Genomic DNA, 21,044 nt, shown 5'->3' with positions numbered 1-21,044 from the left:
TACAAACAACAACGGACGTCCCACCGGGCGTCCGTTTTTTTATGCCTGCGGTTTATCCCCTGAATGGGCCGCCGGTTATCGGTGAAATATCACCGCCGCCGGTGCTGTAGAGCAAGATGCCCGCTCCCAGCAATATCATCCCGCCGGTCAGTGCCAGCAGCGACCAGGCAATTCGCTGCCACGCCGCAGGCGTACGGCTGGCGCTGAGTTTGACGGCCAGCGCACGGCTGTAAAACACCAGTACACCGATAAGTGATACGGTCAGCGAGGTGCCGGCAGCCATAGTGATCGCCGAAATCACGCCCCAGATGTAGACGTCAATGACCTTGGCAAACAGCAAAACCATGATCGCGCCGGAACACGGACGTAACCCCATCGCCAGCACAATCGCTACCTTCGTGCGCAAATCATCACCCGCCTGAAGCTGCTGATCGCTGGGCACATGCTGATGGCCGCAGCCGCAATATTCATCATGAACATGCGTATTACTGGCCGCCGGGGAAAGGCTGCGGATTTTCATCGCCGGTGGCCGGCGCAGATCTTTGAGGGTTTGCCACACCCGTTTGAGGGCTCGCCAGCACAACAGCAATCCGAGCAACATCACCAGAATGAAACTGCCCCGCTCCATCCAGAAACTGCTCTGATGCAGTTGTCGCGAAGAGAGCTGCAACACGCCAAGTACCACACTGACCAGCAATATCGCCACCAGTCCCTGCACAATCGCCGACGCGAAGGTCAGCTTCAGGCTGGTTTTCAGCCGTGAAGGATGTGTCGCCAGGTAGGTGGTAATGACGATTTTACCGTGCCCCGGCCCGATAGCGTGGATTACGCCGTAAATCAGGCTGAAGCCCGCCAGAGTCATCCCCGCCTGCGCAGGATTTTGTTTCACCTGCCGCAGCAATCCGGCCAGTTCCTGATGTAACTCCCGCTGCCAGATAATGCTGCTGAGCAAAATACGCGGCCAGTAATGGATTAACAGACAAGCACCGCCCGCCAGCAGCAACAGAAATACCGCCAGCGGCCAGAGATCGCGCCAGGACAGCGTTTTCGATGGCGTGGAGATTAATGACATTCCAGCGTCACCTTCTGGGCAAATTGCTGACCAAGATCCATGTCTTCCGGCGGGGCATCAGCCTTATCGAGTGACAGGGCATAGTTTTGCAGCGAGGCATCCGGCTTTGGTGTAAACAGCGCCAGCGTACAGCGTTTTTCCAGCGCCGGTGGCAAATGCAGCGCGGTGTTGTCTTTATATGTCATATCGACAAAATACGAAGGATCGAAAGTGGAGAATTCCATGGGTTTGCCTTCCAGCACTTGTGGTTTCGCCAGCGGCAGGACGAATTCCAGCACCGCCTGATCGCCTTTGCGGGAAAGCTGATATTCACTGGGCAGATCCAGATACTTCACCGGTTTTCCATCGCGATAGAAATCCGTGAAGTAATGCTGGCTTAGCACGCGCGCCATCACTTCCGCCGCCAGTTTCTTCCAGATATCCGAACCCGGTTTGGCGTTATGCGCGTCATAGAGTAAATCTGCCGAGGTGATTTCATCCATCGTCCAGACCATTTTCAGCCCGGTCAGTGAGGTTTCATTTGTCACCAGTGTGGTCTGCATATCAATAAAACTGTGCGGGTGCGCCAGCACCGTGGCGGGCAGGCCCAACAGCGCAGCGCACAGCCATTTAACGTAACGGGGAAAAGGCCGGTTCCGGGCCTGGTGTAACGTCATTTCCATATCTGGCGCCATTATATTGTTACTAAGTAACAGTATTTTGCTGTGCATTTAAGCGGTCGTCAAAAATATCTGTGATCTGAGTTGTAAGCCGGAGTAAAAGCCAATCTCCGCGCCTTATTGCGGGCATTCGCTTTGCTATGCTTGACTAATAATTTCAGGCGATACTTTTTCGGCAGGTGATATGAATCCAGAAAAACAGCCCTCCCCTGCGCTTTCCGCTACGCAACGCCGTTGCCACGTGTTGCTGATGCTTTACGCGCCGCTGACGGCGGTTCAGCTGGAGATCATCAGTGAAATTAATGGTGTCGCATTAGACATCACGTGGGAAGATCTGGCAGAAGTGACCTGCGAAATTCAGCGGATCCATCAGCTTGATGTGCTGCAATATAGCGAAAAACAGTGCCGTATTCAGGGCGACGCGCTTGCTCAGCGGCTGTGTTTATTTCAGGGTTTGCGCCGCACATTACGTATTTCCCCGGATTTCGTTTCGCGCCATTTCATCCCATGGTTGCACATCGCGTTTGAAGGCCAGACCTGCCCGAAAGCGGCACTGCGCACCGATATTCTGGGTTTGATGCTCGAAGATTGCGGTGCATTGCTGCCCAGGCCGCTGAGCGGACATGACCGCCAGCTGATGCTTATCTGTCTTCAATACTGTCTGTGGCAAAACAACGGCCCGACCGGCTTGCGTTTTACCGAACAACAGCGGCGCTGGTTGCGTGAAAAACCGGAATATCCTGCCGCCCGCGAACTGTTTAGCCAGTTGCAGGCACTCAGCAAAGGCCGGCTGGATGACTGCGAATGTGAGTTTTTCACGCTGATGTTACGGATGCTGAAAATCCACAGTTATCAGAGTTCCGGCTCAACGGAAGATCAGCGCCTGTTGTTAGAAATTGAAAATATGGTGGCGCGTTTTCAGGATATTGCCGGCATGAAATTCAGCAGTTACGAAGGACTGGTCGGTCAGCTTTTCGCTCATCTGGGCCCGGCAATTGAACGCTGTCATTTCGGCATCGGCATCGATAACCTGATGCAGGAAGAAGTGAACCGGATGTATCCGCGTCTGGTGCGTACCACCCGCGAGGCGTTACAGGGGTTTGAGCACGAATACCTGATTACGCTTTCAGAAGATGAAGTCGGGCTGGTGGCCATCACCTTTGGTGCATGGCTGATGCAGGGTAACGCCTTGCAGGAGAAACAAATTTTGCTGCTGACCCACGATAATCCGCAGCTGGAAGAAGCCGTCGAGCAGCAAATCCGCGAGGCGACGCTGCTGCCGCTGAACATCAAATATCAGACGCTGGCGGATTTCTATAAATTCGGCGCACCGAGTGGCGTAGCGATGATTGTCACCCCCTACGCCACCCGCAGCACTGACGCCGATCCGCTGGTGATCCACACGCAGTTACCGCTGGCAAAAGAGCAGCGGAAACGTATCCGCTCGCTGCTCGAAGCTCCCTAACGGGTTGATGTCGCAACCGTTGACGGCGTCACAGCCGGACGCAGGAAAATAGCCGGCACTGCCAGCAACGCCATCACCCAGAATAATCCGGCATGCAGATGTTCGAACAGGAAACCGGATAACATGGTTATCACTGCCACGCCGCCCCCCATTGCCAGTGCGGAATACACCGATTGCAGACGGATCACCTGATCACCTGGCCGTGCAGCAATAAACCGCATGCCCGCCAGATGGCAGACCGTAAACGTGCCACAGTGTAAAATCTGCATCACAATCAGCCACGGCAAAGCGGTAAACGCCCCCATCATTGTCCAGCGCAACACGCCGCATACGGCCGAAAGCAGCAGAAGATCCCGTGCCGACCAGCGGCTGAACAGCTGTTTACTGAAGGTGAATACCAGCACTTCCGCCACCACACCCAGCGACCATAAATAGCCGATAGTTGTGGAAGAATAGCCCACGTCCTGCCAGTAAATGGCACTGAAACCGTAATACGCTGCGTGAGCCCCCTGTAACAGCGTCACACATAACAGAAAACGCCAGACCGGTTTTTCGCTCAGCAACGCTTTCCACGAAATACCCGGCGCCCCGCTTGCACGCGGCTCTCCCGCCGGCTTCACGCTCGGGCGCAATAACATGCCGAGCAGCATCGCCGCCACGCCTGCGGTCAGCGTATAGAGAATCGCGTTATGGCCATACACCTCGACCAGTTTGCCTGTGACCGCCGAACCAATCACAAAGGCAATGGAACCCCAGACGCGCACCTTGCCATAATCCATATTGATCTGCCGTTGTAGCGTACCTGCCAGCGCATCGGTCAGCGGCACCAGCGGACCGAAAAACAGACTGAATCCGGCGATGTTAATCATCAGCCATGCCCAGCCGTTGCCAAACCAGAAACCGACGGCAAACGCCAGCGTAAGCAGCGCCAGAATACGCAGACCGGTAATAAGGTAAGAAGGGTCTTTGATGGAGGGAGAAATGATGAGCGTGCCGAGAAAGCGGGCGACCAGACCGGCACCGAGCAGCAGGCCGATGCTTTCGGAGGAGATCCCCTCGCCTTTGAGCCACAAGCCCCAGAAGGGAAGAAAAATACCGTAACTGAAAAAGTAAGTGAAATAACTGAGTGCAAGCCAGCGCGTGGAACGCAATTCCATAAATCCTCCGGTGTGAGGCCAATACTTTGACAAAGCTCACAATCGCTAGCAATCCGCAGACGCTTTCTGACTTCAGGAATGTCTGCCAGCTCACAAATTCTGATACATGCCCATAAAAAAACCCGCCGGAGCGGGTTTTCGCAGCTTAACGGCTTCGCAAATATTACGCGTAAACCGGGAAGCGTGCACAGATGTCGAGCACTTTCTGTTTAACGCGTTCGATGGTTGCTTCATCGTTCACGTTGTCCAGCACGTCACAGATCCAGCCAGCCAGTTCACGCGCTTCGGCTTCTTTGAAACCGCGACGGGTGACGGCTGGTGTACCGATACGCACACCGGAAGTCACAAACGGGCTCTTCGGATCGTTAGGCACGCTGTTTTTGTTCACAGTGATGTTAGCGCGGCCCAGTGCAGCATCCGCTTCTTTACCGGTCAGGTTTTTATCCACCAGATCCATCAGGAACAGATGGTTGTGTGTGCCGCCGGATACCACTTTGTAGCCGCGTTCCAGCACCACAGCCACCATGGCCTGTGCGTTTTTAGCCACCTGTTGCTGGTAAGCTTTGAACTCAGGCTCCATCGCTTCTTTCAGTGCGACTGCTTTACCGGCAATCACGTGCATCAGCGGGCCGCCCTGGCCACCCGGGAAGACAGCGGAATTGAGTTTTTTATAGAACTCTTCGTCACCGCCTTTCGCCAGAATCAGACCGCCGCGTGGACCGGCCAGCGTTTTGTGCGTGGTGGTGGTCACGATATGTGCGTGAGGAACCGGGTTCGGGTAAACGCCTGCAGCAATCAGACCGGCAACGTGTGCCATGTCAACGAAGAAGTAAGCACCAACGCTGTCGGCAATTTCACGCATTTTTGCCCAGTCAACGATACCGGAGAATGCGGAGAAGCCGCCGATGATCATTTTTGGTTTATGCGCTTCGGCCTGACGTTTCACGTCTTCGTAATCGATATCGCCGCTTTCGTCGATGCCATAAGGCACCACGTTATACAGTTTGCCGGAAAGGTTAACCGGTGAACCGTGAGTCAGGTGACCACCATGGCCGAGGTTCATCCCCAGAATAGTGTCGCCCGGTTGCAGCAATGCGGTATACACCGCGAAATTTGCCTGTGAGCCGGAGTGCGGCTGAACGTTGGCGAAATCTGCACCGAACAATTCTTTTGCACGGTCGATGGCCAGTTGTTCTACGATGTCGACGTACTCACAGCCACCATAATAACGTTTGCCCGGATAGCCTTCGGCATATTTGTTGGTCAGTTGCGAACCCTGAGCCTGCATGACACGCGGGCTGGTATAGTTTTCTGACGCAATCAGCTCGATATGTTCTTCCTGACGAACAACTTCTTTTTCCATTGCTGCCCACAGCTCAGCATCATAATCGGCAATGTTCATTTCACGCTTTAACATCCGCATCTCCTGACTCAACAAACTAAAAAAAAGCCCCTTCCGGGTTCTGCGCCACAGTGTAAATGTTTAAGCGGCCTTCGGATAGGGTCAGTTTGAGGTTTTTAGGCAAACGATTGGCTCCAGATACAGCAAGGCTTTGATCTGCGAACCTCTGCCCATAATCAAGAGATATTTATTCACCCGGTCATGCATAAATTTCAGCTTTGTGACCCGGCTCCTGCGGGGGAAAGCCCTTACCCCTTTAGGGGGGTTTACAGCAATAGTCGGTTTATATAACATGCATTTTAAATACATGTTATATAAAATTCTCACAGAGCCGGAGTTCACCATGCTTGATTCAGCCACTATCGCCACCGTTAAATCCACTATCCCTTTGCTCGCTGCGACTGGCCCGAAACTGACCGCACACTTCTATGACCGCATGTTCACACATAACCCAGAGCTGAAAGACATCTTTAATATGAGCAACCAGCGCAACGGCGATCAGCGTCAGGCGCTGTTCGATGCCATCTGCGCTTACGCCGCCAATATTGAAAACCTGGCGGCGCTGCTGCCTGCCGTGGAGCGCATCGCGCAAAAACACACCAGTTTTACCATTCAGCCTGAGCAATACAATATTGTCGGGACTCACCTGCTGGCAACGCTGGATGAAATGTTCAGTCCGGGCCAGGAAGTGCTGGATGCGTGGGGCAAAGCCTATGGCGTGCTGGCGGATGTGTTTATCAACCGTGAAGCTGAAATTTATCAGGACAGTGCAGAAAAAACCGGTGGCTGGCACGGTACGCGTGAATTCCGTATTGCCGAAAAACAACCGCAAAGTGAGCTCATTACCTCTTTCGTGCTGGAGCCTGTCGATGGTAAACCGGTGGCGGACTTCAAACCGGGGCAATATCTGGCGGTGTATATTCGTGATGCTTCACTGGAGAATCAGGAAATCCGTCAGTATTCCCTGACACAGGCACCGAATGGCAAAAGCTACCGCATCGCGGTAAAACGCGAAGGGCAAGGTGCGGTGTCCAACTTCCTGCATAATTTCGCGCAACCGGGCGATATTATTCATCTTGCCGCCCCGCACGGTGATTTCTTTATGGACATCAGCGATATCACGCCGGTGGCGCTGATATCCGCCGGTGTCGGTCAGACGCCAATGTTAGGCATGCTCAACACACTGGCACAGCGCGGACACCCTGCCCCGGTTCAGTGGTTGCACGCCGCGGAAAACGGCGCGGTGCATGCGTTTGCCGGTGAAGTGAAAAACGCGCAGGAAAGCCTGCCGCAACTGGAACATCATGTCTGGTATAACCTGCCACAGGCTGATGATTTACCCGGAGAAGATTTCCAGTATCAGGGACTGATGGATCTGAGCAAAGTCAGCGGGTCACTGAGCACCCCGGACATGCATTTCTATCTGTGCGGACCGGTGGGCTTTATGCAGTTCGTCGCCAGACAACTGCTGGCGATGAACATCAGCGAAGCTAACATTCACTACGAATGTTTCGGCCCGCATAAAGTGATTTAATCCCTGCACGAAAAAAAAGGCTGACACAGAATGTCAGCCTTTATTATTGCTGCGTCAGCAGGTATTAAGGACGACGGCGACGCATAAAGAATAAAGCAATCAGCAGGATAACCACCAGCCCGGCAATGCCCATTCCCCAGTGCGCCAGTTCCAGCAGCGGCGAAGGTTTGCCGCCTGCACGCAATTCTTTCACCCGCTCCGGCGTAACTTTCGCCTGATCGTTGCCAAACTGCTTCAACAGCTGATTGCTCAGCGTAGCGACCTGCGTATCTGACAGTAAATGCTCAAAGGCCGGCATCGCGACATCTTTGTTTTCCGGCCCGCGCTGCACGCCATGTAAAATCGCCATCACCAGATTGTCGCTGTTCAGATGTCCCAGCGCAGTGTTATTCATCAGCGACGGCAGGCCACCGTCTTTGCTGCCACGCCCGTCGGGCTGATGGCAACTGGCACAATAACCGTCATACACCTGCCAGCCGGTCATTTTTCCGGCGTCAGCCGGACGCGGAACGCCACGCAGCGTATCGACATAATTCGCCGGTGATCCGAACTGATCGGCGGCTTTCGCCTGTCCTTCCTGACTGACCGGCGTGGTTTGTTTCAGCCAGACGGCAATCGCCTGCAAATCGCTGTCGCTCAGATGGCTCAGGCTGTGGTCAATCGCTTCAGCCATCGGCCCTGCCGCCTGCGCCTTGCCCGGTGCGTGACCCGTTTTCAGGTAACCGGCAATTTCATCCGTGCTCCAGTTGCCAATACCGCTGACCGCATCCGACGTAATGTTCGGTGCAAACCAGGTGCCCAGACTGCTGCCGCTCAGCGCTTTATCGCCCTGCTCTGCCATCAGCGCATTACGTGGCGTATGGCAAGTGCTGCAGTGTGCGAGTGCTTCGCCAAGATAGGCCCCCCGGTTGATCTGATCGCTTTTCGACGGATCGGCTTTAAACGCCCCTTTTTCGAGGAACAACAAGTTCCAGCCCGCCATCGACAGACGCACGTTGAACGGGAACGGCAATGCTGTCGGCGTTGATGGCACATCAACCGGTGACACACCCTGCATAAAATAGGCATACAACGCTTTCATATCGTCATCGCTGATTTTGGCATACGAGGTGTAGGGCATCGCCGGATACAGATTCGCGCCATCGCCGCGCACGCCGTCGCGCACTGCATGTTCAAACTGTTCCAGCGTATAATTACCGATACCGTCTTTTTTAGAGGGTGTGATGTTGCTCGAATAAATGGTGCCCAGCGGCGTCGCCAGCCCGAGGCCGCCGGCGAACGGCTTGCCACCTTCGGTGGAATGGCATGCCACACAGTCTCCGGCTACTGCGATATATTCGCCTTTCCTGATCAGCGCATCCTGCTCCGGCGATAACGCGGCGTAAGCCGTGCCCGCAGTCAGGCTCAGGCCAAAGGCCAGCAACGCGCCCGTCAGACGTTTGTAAGTGAAACGGTTCAGAGTCATGTCAGTCAGCCTATAGCGCAGTTTTGGCAAGATGATCAGCGGTACGTAATGCCAGCGCAACAGCGGTCAGCGTGGAATTGACCGTGGCCGAGGTTGGCATCACGCCGGTACTGGTGATGAACAGATTTTCATGGTCATGGGTGCGGCCGAATGCATCTACCACAGAATCTTTCGGGTCATGACCCATGCTCATCGTGCCGGTGATGTGCTGGTTGTTGCCGTAAACGCCCGGCTTACTGAAGCGTAAGTTGGTGCCCCCCATCAGTCGGGCAATTTCGGTGTATTCCTTCACCGCACGCGCCATACCGCGATGCACATAATCATCCATGTGGTAAATCGCTGCCGGTTTCGGAATACCCAGTTTGTCTTTTTTATCGCTGAGAATGATGCGGTTATCGTAATTGGGCAGCTGTTCCATCACGTTTTTCAGGCTGGTCTGGTGCGACGCCCGGCGACGAATTTCGTTATCCAGACTGATGCCGTAGACGCCTTCCGCCAGCAAATCCTGCGTGACCGACTGCACCTGGGAAGAGTTGGCGATATCGATACGGAACGAGGCGTAATCTTTACGGAAATCGCCGTCGCGCAGGCTGTTGATTGAAGCCGGGCTCATCGGCCCGCGCCCTGCCCACAACGGTTCTTCGGTTTCAAACGTCAGAGAATTACTCGGGTGATCCATCAGGTGACGCCCGACGGTGCCGGAACTGTTTGCCAGCCCGTCCGGATATTTATCACTGGCAGAAATCAGCAGCAGTTTCGGGCTTTCAATGCCGTTGGCTGCCAGAACGAAGTTTTTCGCCGTGACTTTATGCTCGCCTTTATCCGGATCATAATAATGCGCGGCGACAATGCGGCCTTTTTCGTCATGTTCCAGACGGTAAACCACGGCGTTGGTAATAAGCTTTGCGCCCGCCGCCTCAGCAGCCTGCGCTGCGATGCCGCCGTGATATTGTGCGTCGATCGGGCAAATCGGCATGCAGTTATTGTTACCGCAACAGGCCGGACGTCCGTCATAGTTACGGCTGTTACGCGCGGTAGTGTTAACAATCACGTCATAACCGCCAGGTGCCAGTCGCTCACGAAAACGCTGTTGCAGCCAGGATTCGGCGACCGGTTCCATCGGGAAGGGCTGGTTGCGCGGTGAGCCGTTGTCAGGTGCACCGGAGACGCCCATTTTCACTTCAGCTTCGTAATAAAACGGTTCCAGTTCTTCGTATGACAACGGCCAGTCACGCCCGACACCGTACAGCGTGTTGATCTTCATATCGTTTGGCAGAACACGCCACGCCTGTGCCGCCCAGTGCCAGGTGGTGCCGCCCATAATACGGATATATTCCGCCGGGAACGGATACGGCCCCTGCTGTTGCAGATAATCATTATCTTCCGGTTTATACACCGGATGTGGCGACCAGTCGGAATACGGATACGGCGACATAAAGTCTTTTTTACGCGGCGAATTACGGAAGTTTTCAGTCAGCGTTCCGCGGTCAATGCGCGGGCCGGACTCCAGAATAATGACGGAGATACCTTGTTTTGCCAGACGCTGTGCGACCAGCGAGCCGCAGATCCCTGAGCCGATGACGACGACGTCAGCGGAAAGTTGTTCACTCATTGCTTAACCCTTTTGGAACGTTATTTTCAGACGGGCTGTTTTGCCCAGGTACCGTAAGCGCCGTAGGCATAGCTCGGCGGATTGAGGTGATCGCGAACCGCAACATTCATCAGCGCATTTTCATACGCCAGACAAACGGCCTGTTTACCCTCGCCGACCACCCCGAGATACCACGCCTGAAGGATGCTGCGCGGCAGTTTCGCCAGCGCAGGCTGCTGTGCATCCAGCGTTTTTTGCAGATCAGCGGCGTCAATATGATTCGCCGTGATAAATCCCTGCAATGCCTGAACCTGTGCGGTGAAGTCCGGGTACAACTGCAACATCGTCTGGTAATAACGTTCAGAAAGGGCCGGATCTAACTGTTCGTGACCGGTCAGATACAGAGAAAGTTGGGTGAAATCCTGTTTTGCCTGAGACAAACCGGCAACCGGCGCGGCATAGACCGGGCTGAGCAGCAGCTTATTCATCAGCGGAACGGAAAGCGCCGCCAGTGCGCCCCCTAAAAATACGCGACGGGAAATACGTATGGGTTTTTCTTGTTGTGACATTGCAAAGCCTTTTGAATGGGCGTGAAAACCACGATCAACGGAGATCAATCCACACCAGTGTTGGTTGCCGGATACTTTCACCCTGAATTATTTTAGTGAGTGATTACAACGTACCTGACAAGTTTTTCTAACTGGTATAACAACAAGTGTGATTTTACTCTCACTTTTTCAACGAAGTCACAATAAAAACCCTTCAACCTTCACAAAAAACTAACAAATAGCATTTTTTGTGGTGATCGCCGAACAGGGTTTTTCCGTCTACGGAACAAAAACGGGTCATCGAAACAGAATAAACAGAGGGTTGGGTGTGATTTGGTTAAAGAGTGATTGGTATAACAAGATGGGATCAACAGGGATAGAAAAGGGAAAATACAGGGCGGGTAACCGGCAATTACCCGCCCTGATGAAACATTAAATCGCTTCTTCGTCCTGCTCCCCGGTACGGATACGGACCACTCGTGCCACATCAAACACGAAGATTTTACCGTCACCGATTTTACCGGTCTGCGCGGTAGTCATAATGGTTTCCACACAGGTATCCACGATATCATCTGCCACGACAATTTCGATTTTCACTTTCGGCAGGAAATCGACCATGTATTCCGCACCACGGTAGAGTTCGGTGTGACCTTTCTGACGGCCAAAGCCTTTCACTTCGGTCACAGTCATCCCGGTAATCCCGACTTCCGCTAATGCTTCACGGACATCGTCGAGTTTGAATGGCTTGATAATCGCATCAATCTTTTTCATGGCGGACCCTTATAATCATTCGTTTGCTCTCCGCCTTCCTGCGCGGCAGCATGGTTCACAATCTGGTTTCGGATGCCTGTGGCATGCGAAGGCGCTAAAGGTATCATAGTTCAGCGGCAGGAATGTACCTCAAGCCTCTGAAAGTAAATTCCCGTTACTCTTTAAAATCGGTCGCTTCTAACGCATGGCGGGAGAGCAACTTATAAAACTCGGTGCGGTTACGCCCGGCAATACGTGCCGCCTGCGTCACATTACCTTTAGTGATTTGTAATAGCTTACGCAGGTAGTTCAGTTCGAACTGATTCCGCGCATCGGCAAACGTTGGCAGTGCGGTGTTTTCTCCTTCCAGTGCCTGTTGCACCAGAGCTTCGCTGATCACCGGTGCAGAAGTCAGCGCCACGCATTGCTCGATAACATTCACTAACTGGCGCACATTGCCCGGCCAGCTGGCGACCATCAGCCGTTTGAGCGCGTCCGTAGAAAAACTGCGCACAAAAGGTTTATGCCTTTGCGCCGCGACACGCAGCAGATGATTGGCCAGCAGCGGAATGTCTTCTGATCTTTCACTCAGCGTTGGCAACTTCAGGCTGACGACGTTAAGGCGGTAAAACAGGTCTTCGCGAAACTCCCCCTTCTCCATCGCTTTTGGCAAATCACGGTGCGTCGCAGAAATAATGCGCACATCCACATCAATATCCTGATTGCTGCCCAGCGGACGCACCTTACGCTCCTGCAGTACACGCAGTAATTTCACCTGCAGCGACAACGGCATATCGCCGATTTCATCAAGGAACAACGTGCCGCCGGTCGCCGCCTGGAACAGCCCCTCACGATGGCTCACCGCGCCGGTAAATGCGCCTTTAGCATGGCCAAATAACTCGGATTCCAGTAACTGTTCCGGTAAAGCGCCGCAGTTAATGGCGATAAAAGCTTTTTTGCCGCGCGGGCTGGCAGCGTGAATGGCCTGTGCCAGCACTTCTTTACCGGTGCCGCTTTGGCCGTTAATCAGCACACTGACATCAGACTGCGCCACCATATTGGCCTGTTCAAGCAGACGCAACATGATCGGACTGCGGGTAACAATCGATTCGCGCCAGCTTTCATCAGCCGACGGACTGGACTGCGCCAGAGCTTCATCGATAGCCTTATACAGCGCATCGCGGTCAACCGGCTTGGTGAGGAATCCAAATACGCCCTGCTGGGTAGCGGCGACCGCATCGGGAATAGAGCCATGCGCGGTCAGAATGATCACCGGCATGCCTGGCTGGAATTTTTGGATTTCGGCGAACAGCGCCATGCCATCCATTTCATCCATGCGCAAATCGCTCAGCACCAGATCAATACGTTCGCGGTGCAGCACACGCAGCGCTTCAGCACCGCTTTCGGCGGTGGTGACACGAAAACCTTCGCTGGTCAGGCGCATGCCCAACAGTTTTAACAGGCTGGCATCGTCATCAACCAGCAATAAGCTGGCAGCTTTACGTATCGTCATTTTACGTTCTGATCCTTAGCGGGCGGCACGTAGGTTTCGGCAGGTTTGACCGCATTACCGGAAGCTGCCTTCACAGGCGTGCTGGTATCGTTATCCGGCAAATCGCCCTGACTCTGTTTGCGCGAGGAAAGCTGGCGCTCAATATCGGTCAGGTTTTCCAGCTTACGCCTCATATCCGTAAGATTATTTTCCAGCACCTGTTGTCCGGCGGTCAGCGTCTGAATTTTTTCTTCATTCAGCGCCTGCTGGCGGGCATTGCGGGCTTTTTCATCCCCCAGTACTACCTGCAGATTCTGCCGTTCACGCCATAACTGTACCAGCGGGCGAATCGAGCCCGGCATCTGGCCGCGGTACTCGCTGACTTTCGCCAGCAACGCGCGACGCTGCTGCTGATCGGGATCCGCACCGGAAAGCAGAATGCTTTGTTTAAACACCCTTTCCCACTGGGTTGCCGGGATCTGCTGCGCCTGATAACGCGCCTGCGCGTCACTCATCCGGTCAGCACAATCCATCGCCCGTAACCAGTACAGTGAATTGGTCATCGCGTCGCTGTCGTCCAGCGCCCAGAGCGTTTCACAAGGTGCAATACGAAAGTCGATCACTTTGCTGTCTGGCACGATCTGATCGGAAACTTGCTGATAATAATGGTTATTGCCGGAATGCGGCACGCAGCCTGCCAGCACCAGCGGTGCACCCACTAAGACCACCCGGCAGCGTAACAGCGCATACAAACCGCTTAAAAATTTGATCATTATTCATTCTTCTCAGCCGTCAGGGGCAATTCAATACGGAAACAAACGTCCGCATCCTCAACGGCAACCAGTTGCAGCTCTCCATGCATGCGACGAATGCAGTCCTGAGCAATACTCAACCCCAGACCGCTGCCTTTTACAGCCCCTTTTCTCTGCTGGCTACCCTGGTAAAAAGGTTCAAAAATCATCGCGCGCTCGGCCTGCGGGATCGGCATTCCGGTATTCGCCACCTCGATCATCACCCGTCCGTTTTCGTGCCGGCTGCGGACCCAAATAGTACCGGATTCAGCCCCGTAGTGCACCGCATTGGAATAGAGATTATCCAGCACCCGTCTCAGTAAAGTCGGTTCTGCCAGACACCGGGGCGCTTCGATCGTCACTTCACTGCGGATTTTTTTTGCGCGGGCAGGCAGGCTGTTAGCGGTCACAACGTCGTCCACCAACGCTTTAAGATCAACAACCACACTCAGCGTCGGTGCATCCGCCAGCTTGCGGTTGTAGTCGAGCAGTTGTTCAATCAGCGTTTGCAGGTGGCGGCTGCTGTTATTAAGAATAGCCACCACTTCTTTCTGATCCGGCGTCAGCCGCCCGGCCACTTCATCCGCCAGCAGCTCGGTGCCTTCACGCATACTGGCGAGCGGAGTTTTGAGTTCATGAGAAATATGACGCAGAAATTCGTGGCGTTGTGACTCCAGCCAGGCAAGGCGTTCACTCAGCCAGACGATACGCTGTACCAGCGAGCGGATCTCCCGCGGCCCTTTAAAGCGGGCCACATCCCCCAGATTGCGCCCTTCGCCCAGCCGGTTGATCATCCGCTCGACGCCTTTTACCGGCCCGATAATCATGCGGGTGAACAGCACCACCAATGCGCCACTGAGCAGAAAAAGCACCAGCGCCTGCCAGCCAAAAAACTGGCCGCGTTCGGCAATCGCACGCTGAAGTTGCTGTCCGCGCGAGAACACCACTTCCCGGGTTGCCTGAACCATCTCAGCATTAGTGCGTGAGAAATTTTCCAGTCGTGCAGAGGAGTCTTTATCCGGTGAGTTATTCAGACAGGTTGGTTGTGTCAGTTGTGTCAGCAAAGTGCGCAGCGTCTGGTAATAGCGCAGATCCGGCAGCACAGACGCATGCGCATCCAGCAACTGGGCATATTGTTTGTGCTGATTCTGATAAAGGCGGGAAAGCGTCGGATCGTCGAGGACACAATACTGGCGATAGCTGCGTTCCATTTCCAGCGCAATGCCGGACATCGATTCACTACGACGCGCATCACTGAGCGTGGTGCGGTTGATACGCGCCGCCTGCCGGCTGAGCTGATCCAGACTGTCATAAGCCTGATAAGCCAATACCAGTAACGGCAGCATCACCAGCAGGAAAGCCATTAAGACCAGCTGACGTAACGAACCGGGGAATAAACGTCTTCTTTTCAACGCATTCATCTCATTTACCACAGATAAAGTCATGCTAGCGGACAACGGTTTAAACAGCCAGTGTCGTCGGGGAGGTTAACAAGATGGGGAAACAGGAGAGACAGACGGCGAAGGGTTGGCCTGCTGAATATTCTTCAGAAAATTCAGCAGGCCGGAAAAGGTGGTGCCTCACTCAACGTGTCGTTCGATGCTTGATAACGTGCTTGCGCAACGATTATCGGTCGGGTGAACGATAGGCACCGTTTCTTTGGCGTCATTCGGACATTATGAGCATATCAACGCTTTCGCGTGAGCCAATCATAATCAGGTGAATGAGCAACTGCTGCAATCTAGCAGGATATGTGCCAACTTTAAAGGAAAATATTCAAGCGTATGAATTTTAATAATTTTTATTTTAATAATATTTCAAGCTTCCTCATAAGGCGCAATAATCCGTTGGAAAAACACCCAAGGTGTCGCTGAATCGCAACAGTATCCCACCGCGTAAACCGAATCGTTAATTATCAAACAGTTAAATGTCTCCAAATGGAGACAACCCAAAAGGCTATTGTCGCTATTTTTAGACACATCCTGTCAGGAGTTAATGCCGGCTTTTTTGCTCAGCAGCTTATCGCTGCACATCGCCGGGCCTGAGCCGGCCGGTAAGGCCTCCACACACCTGTCGGCTACGTCGGATGCCTGCCGTTGGGTACACTCAGCCGACAACCGGTGTAAAAACGAATAACCGGATCGCGTGGGGTTAAAAACTCACAACAGAGTGATTTCCTGTTAATTATCTTTGCAGTTTCAAAGGATTATTATTTCTCAGGAGGTGAATCCTCTAAAAACGCTTAATTTATGACATCTGGGATCATACAATTTTGTTTTACCCACAGGAAATAAGAACATCTAAAACACATCAGATAATACTGTCAAAACCATAGCAAAAACAAATAATTATTAACAATCCAATTATTTTTAATTATGTATTAAGCCATTCAAAAAGGATCACGTGTTATATTTCGGGGATAACCCTAAAAATAAACCACTGAGGCAGTATGTTTTCACATAAAAAGTCGGGAATTACATTTATTAAAAAACAGGATATTAAATATTTATCCGGGGACAGAGAAAAAATACTCAACAACTGGCGTTCCCTGCCAAAAAACTATGTTCTGATTCATGCCTTTGAAGGCGCGGAGAGTCCGTTTTGCCACCAACGCGCCGAATCTCTTTTAAGCAGTTGGGATATTATCAGCACCTCGCTGGTTGACTTAAAAGATATCCAACCCTTAAGCAAAACCAAGCGGTATACCGGAATGTATTGCGCCACTGCCTTAATTCTGGAAGTCCCGGTACAAAATATTCTTGGGACGCATCCGACTGACGTCTGGTTTCCTAATCACGTCGGGCGTAAAAATGGCTATGCCGGTGGCAGGATTATCGATGCTTCAGCCCTTAGTCGTGCGATATTCCGCGGAGAAGGTAAAGACGACTACCGGTGTGAAGGAGGATATCAACGACTGCTGACGCCTCAGACACTATTGTCAGAAGATAAGAAAAAACGCCATATTGAATCGCATAATGAAGTGCTCATTATCGGTCGCCCGGGAGTTAAGATATATGCCGGTCTGCCGGCAACACAAAGGATCCGGGTGCGCAAAATAGTGGTCGTCGAACATACAGAAAGTAACGATATGTATGATTATTGTGCGGAATCACCCGAAGCAGTCGCCGCTAAAGCAGCAGAAATCAACCAGTTAGAATACGAGATAATTTGAGTCAATATCGATAAGTATGGGGTATACCCTGATGTCGTCCCCTAACAATGACACCCGGTTTTATAAGATACTGATTATTTGAGGATGAGTATCCGGCCCTTATTCAAACGAAATCCCGCTCTGCCGCCAGAACGCAGCTTCGCTGTTTAACGGCAGGGATATCAGCAAGTTGCACACCTTGCCGATCTAATAACGCAAGATGATGTGATCCGACGCCCGGCATCAATGCTCGCTAAAGCCCAGCGAATTGGGTGTCGGTACCGGCTGTTCGCAGTCAGCCGGATTATCCGCTTTCGCCGGATCACAAATTGCCGCCTGTGGCGGCAGGAAAATATGGTCAAGGATCGCACGCGCCGTTGGCCCTGCTACGACGCCGTCGCCGCCGCCATTTTCCATGATCAACGCCATCACCACTGTCGGGTGTTTATAAGGCGCAAACGCCGTATAGAAAATGTGGTCACGTAAACGTACCGGCGTCATTTTAGCGTTATAGACCTGATTCTCCCGTAAACTAAATACCTGTGATGTGCCGGATTTGGCCGCGATCTGATAAGGCGCGGTATGGAAAAGTTTATAGCCGGTACCGTTCGGGAGATTAGCCATCCCGAACATGCCGTTCTTCACGATGCCCCAGATCGGCGATTTTGGATCAGCAATTTGCTGCGTTGGCGGCATCTTATAAGGGGTAACTACTTTTCCACTTTTTGCAGAATACAGCAGATGGGGCGTTTCCAGCTTGCCGTTGTTCACCAGTGCGCTCAGCGCCCGTACCATCTGAATCGGCGTCGCCACCCAGTAACCCTGGCCGATACCTACCGAAACCGTATCCCCCTGGAACCAGCCTTTTTTGTGAACCTTCATTTTCCACTCACGGCTCGGCAGCACACCGTTATATTGCTCATCCAGATCAATACCGGTCGACTGACCATAGCCAAATTTACTCAGCCAGGTATGGATACGGTCGATGCCCATTTCATAGGCCACCTGATAGAAGAATGTATCGGCAGATTCTTCGATAGCTTTGGTCACATTCAGCATACCGTGACCGGTTTTTAACCAGTCGCGGTAATGGCGCGTGGTGCCCGGCAGCGTCCAGGTCGGCGCGCCGAAGAAAGTGGTTTGTGGCGTGATAACGCCTTCAAACAGCGCCGATGTCGCCATAAAAGGTTTCACCGTCGAAGCCGGCGGATACAGCCCTTGTGTCACACGGTTGATCAGCGGCAGATCCGGATTTTTCAGCAACGCGCTGTATTGTTTACTGGAAATGCCGTTCACAAACGGGTTCGGATCATAACTCGGGCTGGAGACCATTGCCTTGATCCCGCCGTCACGCGGATCCATCACCACCACCGCCGCACGCTGCCCTTTCAGCACTTTTTCGATGTACTGCTGCAAATCCAGATCCAGCGTCAGATAAATATTTTGCCCGGCCTGCGGCGGAACCTCTTTCAGTAAGCGCACCACATGACCATGGTTATCGACTTCAACTTCCTGATAACCTGTGCGGCCATGCAGAATATTTTCATAATACTTTTCAACGCCCTGCTTGCCGATATCGTGATCAGCGGCGTAATTCTCGGCGATACCTTCTGCTTCAAGACGTTTGGCATCTTTATCGTTTATCTTCGAAACATAACCCACGACATGTGCCAGTTCTGCGCCATACGGATAACGGCGTTGCTGATAGGTACTGATGGAGACGCCGGGAAAATCAAACTGGTTAACGGAAAAGCGTGCGACTTCGACATCCGTGAGCGCCAGTTTCAGCGGGATCTGCGCAAAGCGTCGTCCATGGATCATCGCATCATGAAAACTGTCCAGATCATCCTGCGTCAGACCGACAATGGGTTTCAGCGCATTTAGCGTAGCTTTAAGATCAGGAACTTTTCCCGGGATCACTTCAATCTGATACAGGGTGATATTTTGCGCCAGCACGACACCATTGCGATCCATGATCAACCCGCGGCTGGGTGCGATCGGCAGCATTTTGATGTCATTCTGATTTGAGCGGGTCTGGTAAAAATCATGCATGCCTATCTGCAGGTGATACAGATTAAACACCAGTGCAGACGACAGGAGGATCACGACCAGAAATGCGATCACGGCACGACGAACGAAAAGGACGGACTCGGCGGTATGGTCGCGGATTTCGTCGTTAAGTAAGGCCATAAGCGGGCAAATACCTTTTTTGTCTGCTTCTTGAAGCGGGCGAAAATGAAAAAACTGGATACCGGAAAAGTGCGCAAGAATAGCCCGTCGGGCAACAGGCGACTATAAGAAGTGTGCTAATGAACTGGCTGGAGTGTTTCTATTTATTGCAGGGCGTTGCGGACAGGCGTAACACCCCGGATTCAGAAAATGTGGTGGCCGGGCTTTTTATTTCGCAGTATTCACTTTGCAATCGCCGTAGACATAACCTTCAGTTTGCGTCGCGACCACAAAACTGTCTTTTACGTGAATATACATGAGGTTATCTTGCGCACCGGCTTTCATTGGCTGATTGTCTTTGCCAATGATGTCCGTCAGTTCCGGGCTGGTCACCATTTTGCTCCCATCGGGAGAAAAACTGAACGTGTTACCTGCGTCATAAACCTGTGCATTTTTATTGACGACCTCAGAAACATCGTTGCCATCATCGGACTGAGTATGATGCGTTAATACACATTGATACTGAGTGACAGCAGATGCTGAAAACGACGCCAGCACCAGGGAAACCGCCACATAACTGCCTAACCTGACCATCAGATAAATCCATAAAGTGAGCAAGAGTTCCATGCTATCACTTGTCTGACTGATAGAAAGCGCTCGCGAAAAAAATATTCGCAAGCTGAATGACTTAACTAAAATCCGCCATCATTTATGATAACCCCGTTCAGGGAAGCGCGTTTACTCGTTTTTTGTGCTGCCACCTGGAAAGATCCTGCCTATAATCCGCAGATTGCATTTAAGTTGTTAACAAAGGATTGAGATGAAATCGTTCAAAGTTCCCGGTACGGAAATGCATTTACGTTTCCATGAATTGTCAGGGCTGGGCGTCCCGCTGGTTTTCTTACACGGTCTGGGCTGTGCGGCCTCATGCGATTTCCCCCGGGTGGCGACAGATGCCTTCCTGCGTCCGCGACGCTCGCTGCTGTTGGATTTCGCCGGTTCAGGTTACAGCGATAAACCCGATAATTTCAGCTACAGCCTGCAGGCGCATACTGATTGTGTGATTGCCTGGCTGGAGAGTCTGAGTGTGCCGCAAGTCAATTTAATCGGTCACAGCATGGGCGGCAGCATCGCCATTATGGTGGCAGCGCAACGTCCTGATCTGATCCAGCGTCTGATTGTCGCCGAGCCAAATCTGGATGCCGGCGGTGGCACCTTCAGCCGCGCGGTTGCTCAGTACTCAGAAGAAGAGTATCTGCGCGAGGGCCATGCACACCTGATTAATGTCGCAGTACGCGGTAACGATCACATTTGGGCAGGGTGTATGGGCATCGCCTCGCCGCTGGCTATCCACCGTCAGGCAACCGGGCTGGTCAGAGGTGAAGCGGTATCATGGCGCGAACAGCTTTATCAGCTGGAAATGCCTGCGACGGTACTGTTTGGTGAATTTTCACTGCCTGAACCGGATGTCGCCGTTCTGCCGCAACAGGGTATTCAGACCGCCATTGTGCCGCAAGCCGGTCACTCAATGATGTGGGAAAACCCGACCGGCGTCGCGGCTGCGATTAATGCTGCGCTGAATGCCGGGGCATTGTAGGTCAAAGCGTAGAAACGAAAACGAGCCAAAACGGCTCGTTTTTACAGCGTAATGATTTAAATCTCCCGGGCCGGACATCTCCGACAGCACAACAATGCCTTCCAAAAAAGTTTGTTACCCTGCCCGAAAAAACTAAATGACGGATTAGTGATCCAGATCAACTAAAACCCGCGTCCCGCAAGGCCTGCAGCGGTGCTTTAA

Annotated in this window: 17 protein-coding genes; 4 read left to right on the top strand and 13 right to left on the bottom strand. The window is 52.7% G+C overall.

The genetic code is table 11. The features are described from left to right. Window positions 1–52 precede the first annotated feature (52 nt). The gene (locus tag ETV65_RS21605; RefSeq protein ID WP_129955116.1) at window positions 53–1,072 is read right to left on the bottom strand and encodes a nickel/cobalt transporter; all 1,020 of its coding nucleotides are present in this window, start codon (window positions 1,070–1,072) and stop codon (window positions 53–55) included. Further along, window positions 1,063–1,728 (bottom strand): DUF1007 family protein, encoded by a 666-nt coding sequence (locus ETV65_RS21600; RefSeq protein ID WP_205951620.1) that lies wholly within the window; start codon window positions 1,726–1,728, stop codon window positions 1,063–1,065. Before ETV65_RS21600 ends, ETV65_RS21605 begins: the two co-directional genes overlap by 10 nt. A 187-nt stretch (window positions 1,729–1,915) precedes the next feature. On the opposite strand from ETV65_RS21600, the gene csiE reads away from it, so the two are divergent. Next, window positions 1,916–3,196, top strand: coding sequence for a stationary phase inducible protein CsiE (gene csiE / locus ETV65_RS21595; RefSeq protein WP_129955114.1), 1,281 nt, complete (start codon window positions 1,916–1,918; stop codon window positions 3,194–3,196). Here csiE and ETV65_RS21590 read toward each other — a convergent pair. Both ETV65_RS21590 and glyA read right to left on the bottom strand, forming a co-directional pair. Beyond that, window positions 3,193–4,353: a 3-phenylpropionate MFS transporter gene (locus ETV65_RS21590; RefSeq protein ID WP_129955113.1), complete on the bottom strand. Its 1,161-nt coding sequence runs from the start codon at window positions 4,351–4,353 to the stop codon at window positions 3,193–3,195. The two genes, csiE and ETV65_RS21590, sit on opposite strands and share 4 nt — an antisense overlap. A gap of 163 nt (window positions 4,354–4,516) precedes the next feature. Beyond that, window positions 4,517–5,770 carry a serine hydroxymethyltransferase gene (glyA, locus tag ETV65_RS21585; protein WP_129955112.1) on the bottom strand — a complete coding sequence of 418 codons (1,254 nt, stop codon included), beginning with the start codon at window positions 5,768–5,770 and terminating at the stop codon, window positions 4,517–4,519. 328 nt (window positions 5,771–6,098) lie between these two features. On the opposite strand from glyA, the gene hmpA reads away from it, so the two are divergent. Next, a complete protein-coding gene (gene hmpA / locus ETV65_RS21580; RefSeq protein ID WP_129955111.1) occupies window positions 6,099–7,289 on the top strand; it encodes an NO-inducible flavohemoprotein in 1,191 nt (396 codons plus the stop codon). Between the two features lie 64 nt (window positions 7,290–7,353). Here hmpA and ETV65_RS21575 read toward each other — a convergent pair whose 3' ends face one another. The 7 genes from ETV65_RS21575 to ETV65_RS21545 form a co-directional block, all read right to left on the bottom strand. Further along, window positions 7,354–8,754: a cytochrome c gene (locus ETV65_RS21575; protein ID WP_129955110.1), complete on the bottom strand. Its 1,401-nt coding sequence runs from the start codon at window positions 8,752–8,754 to the stop codon at window positions 7,354–7,356. A 10-nt stretch (window positions 8,755–8,764) separates the two neighbouring features. Continuing rightward, entirely contained in the window at window positions 8,765–10,366 is a 1,602-nt protein-coding gene (locus tag ETV65_RS21570; protein ID WP_129955109.1) for a GMC family oxidoreductase, read from the bottom strand. 26 nt (window positions 10,367–10,392) lie between these two features. Continuing rightward, complete coding sequence (locus ETV65_RS21565; protein ID WP_129955108.1) at window positions 10,393–10,914, bottom strand: sorbitol dehydrogenase family protein; 522 nt, start codon at window positions 10,912–10,914, stop codon at window positions 10,393–10,395. A 411-nt stretch (window positions 10,915–11,325) separates the two neighbouring features. Then, window positions 11,326–11,664, bottom strand: a complete 339-nt coding sequence (gene glnB, locus ETV65_RS21560; RefSeq protein WP_013574351.1) for a nitrogen regulatory protein P-II — start codon at window positions 11,662–11,664, stop codon at window positions 11,326–11,328. A 154-nt stretch (window positions 11,665–11,818) separates the two neighbouring features. Beyond that, entirely contained in the window at window positions 11,819–13,156 is a 1,338-nt protein-coding gene (glrR, locus tag ETV65_RS21555; protein ID WP_129955107.1) for a two-component system response regulator GlrR, read from the bottom strand. Beyond that, window positions 13,153–13,908, bottom strand: a complete 756-nt coding sequence (gene qseG, locus ETV65_RS21550) for a two-component system QseEF-associated lipoprotein QseG (protein ID WP_129955106.1) — start codon at window positions 13,906–13,908, stop codon at window positions 13,153–13,155. Before qseG ends, glrR begins: the two co-directional genes overlap by 4 nt. Further along, window positions 13,908–15,347 carry a HAMP domain-containing sensor histidine kinase gene (locus ETV65_RS21545; protein ID WP_129955105.1) on the bottom strand — a complete coding sequence of 480 codons (1,440 nt, stop codon included), beginning with the start codon at window positions 15,345–15,347 and terminating at the stop codon, window positions 13,908–13,910. The genes qseG and ETV65_RS21545 overlap by 1 nt, the downstream gene beginning before the upstream one ends. Window positions 15,348–16,375: 1,028 nt before the next feature. Here ETV65_RS21545 and ETV65_RS21540 point away from each other — a divergent pair. Next, complete coding sequence (locus tag ETV65_RS21540) at window positions 16,376–17,098, top strand: hypothetical protein (protein ID WP_129955104.1); 723 nt, start codon at window positions 16,376–16,378, stop codon at window positions 17,096–17,098. A 222-nt stretch (window positions 17,099–17,320) separates the two neighbouring features. On the opposite strand, the gene mrdA is transcribed toward ETV65_RS21540, so the two are convergent. Both mrdA and ETV65_RS21530 read right to left on the bottom strand, forming a co-directional pair. After that, window positions 17,321–19,267, bottom strand: coding sequence for a penicillin-binding protein 2 (gene mrdA / locus ETV65_RS21535; RefSeq protein ID WP_129955103.1), 1,947 nt, complete (start codon window positions 19,265–19,267; stop codon window positions 17,321–17,323). Window positions 19,268–19,474: 207 nt separating this feature from the next. After that, window positions 19,475–19,873, bottom strand: a complete 399-nt coding sequence (locus tag ETV65_RS21530) for a hypothetical protein (RefSeq protein ID WP_235173780.1) — start codon at window positions 19,871–19,873, stop codon at window positions 19,475–19,477. A 193-nt stretch (window positions 19,874–20,066) separates the two neighbouring features. Between ETV65_RS21530 and ETV65_RS21525 the strand changes: the two genes are divergently transcribed. Then, window positions 20,067–20,843, top strand: a complete 777-nt coding sequence (locus tag ETV65_RS21525; protein ID WP_129955102.1) for an alpha/beta hydrolase — start codon at window positions 20,067–20,069, stop codon at window positions 20,841–20,843. Window positions 20,844–21,044: the final 201 nt, after the last annotated feature.

The organism is Rahnella sp. RFA10(1/100) (assembly GCF_004195115.1).
GTDB lineage: Bacteria > Pseudomonadota > Gammaproteobacteria > Enterobacterales > Enterobacteriaceae > Rahnella > Rahnella perminowiae.
Note: the sequence above shows the minus strand (reverse complement) of the source record. Positions and strands in the feature narration are given on the sequence as shown.

Bases quoted from the DNA above. Each gene is read 5' to 3' on its own strand.
- ETV65_RS21570 (WP_129955109.1), bottom strand. From the start codon at position 10,366: ATGAGTGAACAACTTTCCGCTGACGTCGTCGTCATCGGCTCAGGGATC.
- ETV65_RS21600 (WP_205951620.1), bottom strand. From the start codon at position 1,728: ATGACGTTACACCAGGCCCGGAACCGGCCTTTTCCCCGTTACGTTAAA.
- mrdA (WP_129955103.1), bottom strand. From the start codon at position 19,267: ATGGCCTTACTTAACGACGAAATCCGCGACCATACCGCCGAGTCCGTC.
- ETV65_RS21605 (WP_129955116.1), bottom strand. From the start codon at position 1,072: ATGTCATTAATCTCCACGCCATCGAAAACGCTGTCCTGGCGCGATCTC.
- glyA (WP_129955112.1), bottom strand. From the start codon at position 5,770: ATGTTAAAGCGTGAAATGAACATTGCCGATTATGATGCTGAGCTGTGG.
- ETV65_RS21575 (WP_129955110.1), bottom strand. From the start codon at position 8,754: ATGACTCTGAACCGTTTCACTTACAAACGTCTGACGGGCGCGTTGCTG.
- ETV65_RS21590 (WP_129955113.1), bottom strand. From the start codon at position 4,353: ATGGAATTGCGTTCCACGCGCTGGCTTGCACTCAGTTATTTCACTTAC.
- ETV65_RS21530 (WP_235173780.1), bottom strand. From the start codon at position 19,873: ATGGAACTCTTGCTCACTTTATGGATTTATCTGATGGTCAGGTTAGGC.
- ETV65_RS21540 (WP_129955104.1), top strand. From the start codon at position 16,376: ATGTTTTCACATAAAAAGTCGGGAATTACATTTATTAAAAAACAGGAT.
- ETV65_RS21525 (WP_129955102.1), top strand. From the start codon at position 20,067: ATGAAATCGTTCAAAGTTCCCGGTACGGAAATGCATTTACGTTTCCAT.
- glrR (WP_129955107.1), bottom strand. From the start codon at position 13,156: ATGACGATACGTAAAGCTGCCAGCTTATTGCTGGTTGATGACGATGCC.
- ETV65_RS21545 (WP_129955105.1), bottom strand. From the start codon at position 15,347: ATGAATGCGTTGAAAAGAAGACGTTTATTCCCCGGTTCGTTACGTCAG.
- ETV65_RS21565 (WP_129955108.1), bottom strand. From the start codon at position 10,914: ATGTCACAACAAGAAAAACCCATACGTATTTCCCGTCGCGTATTTTTA.
- glnB (WP_013574351.1), bottom strand. From the start codon at position 11,664: ATGAAAAAGATTGATGCGATTATCAAGCCATTCAAACTCGACGATGTC.
- qseG (WP_129955106.1), bottom strand. From the start codon at position 13,908: ATGATCAAATTTTTAAGCGGTTTGTATGCGCTGTTACGCTGCCGGGTG.
- csiE (WP_129955114.1), top strand. From the start codon at position 1,916: ATGAATCCAGAAAAACAGCCCTCCCCTGCGCTTTCCGCTACGCAACGC.
- hmpA (WP_129955111.1), top strand. From the start codon at position 6,099: ATGCTTGATTCAGCCACTATCGCCACCGTTAAATCCACTATCCCTTTG.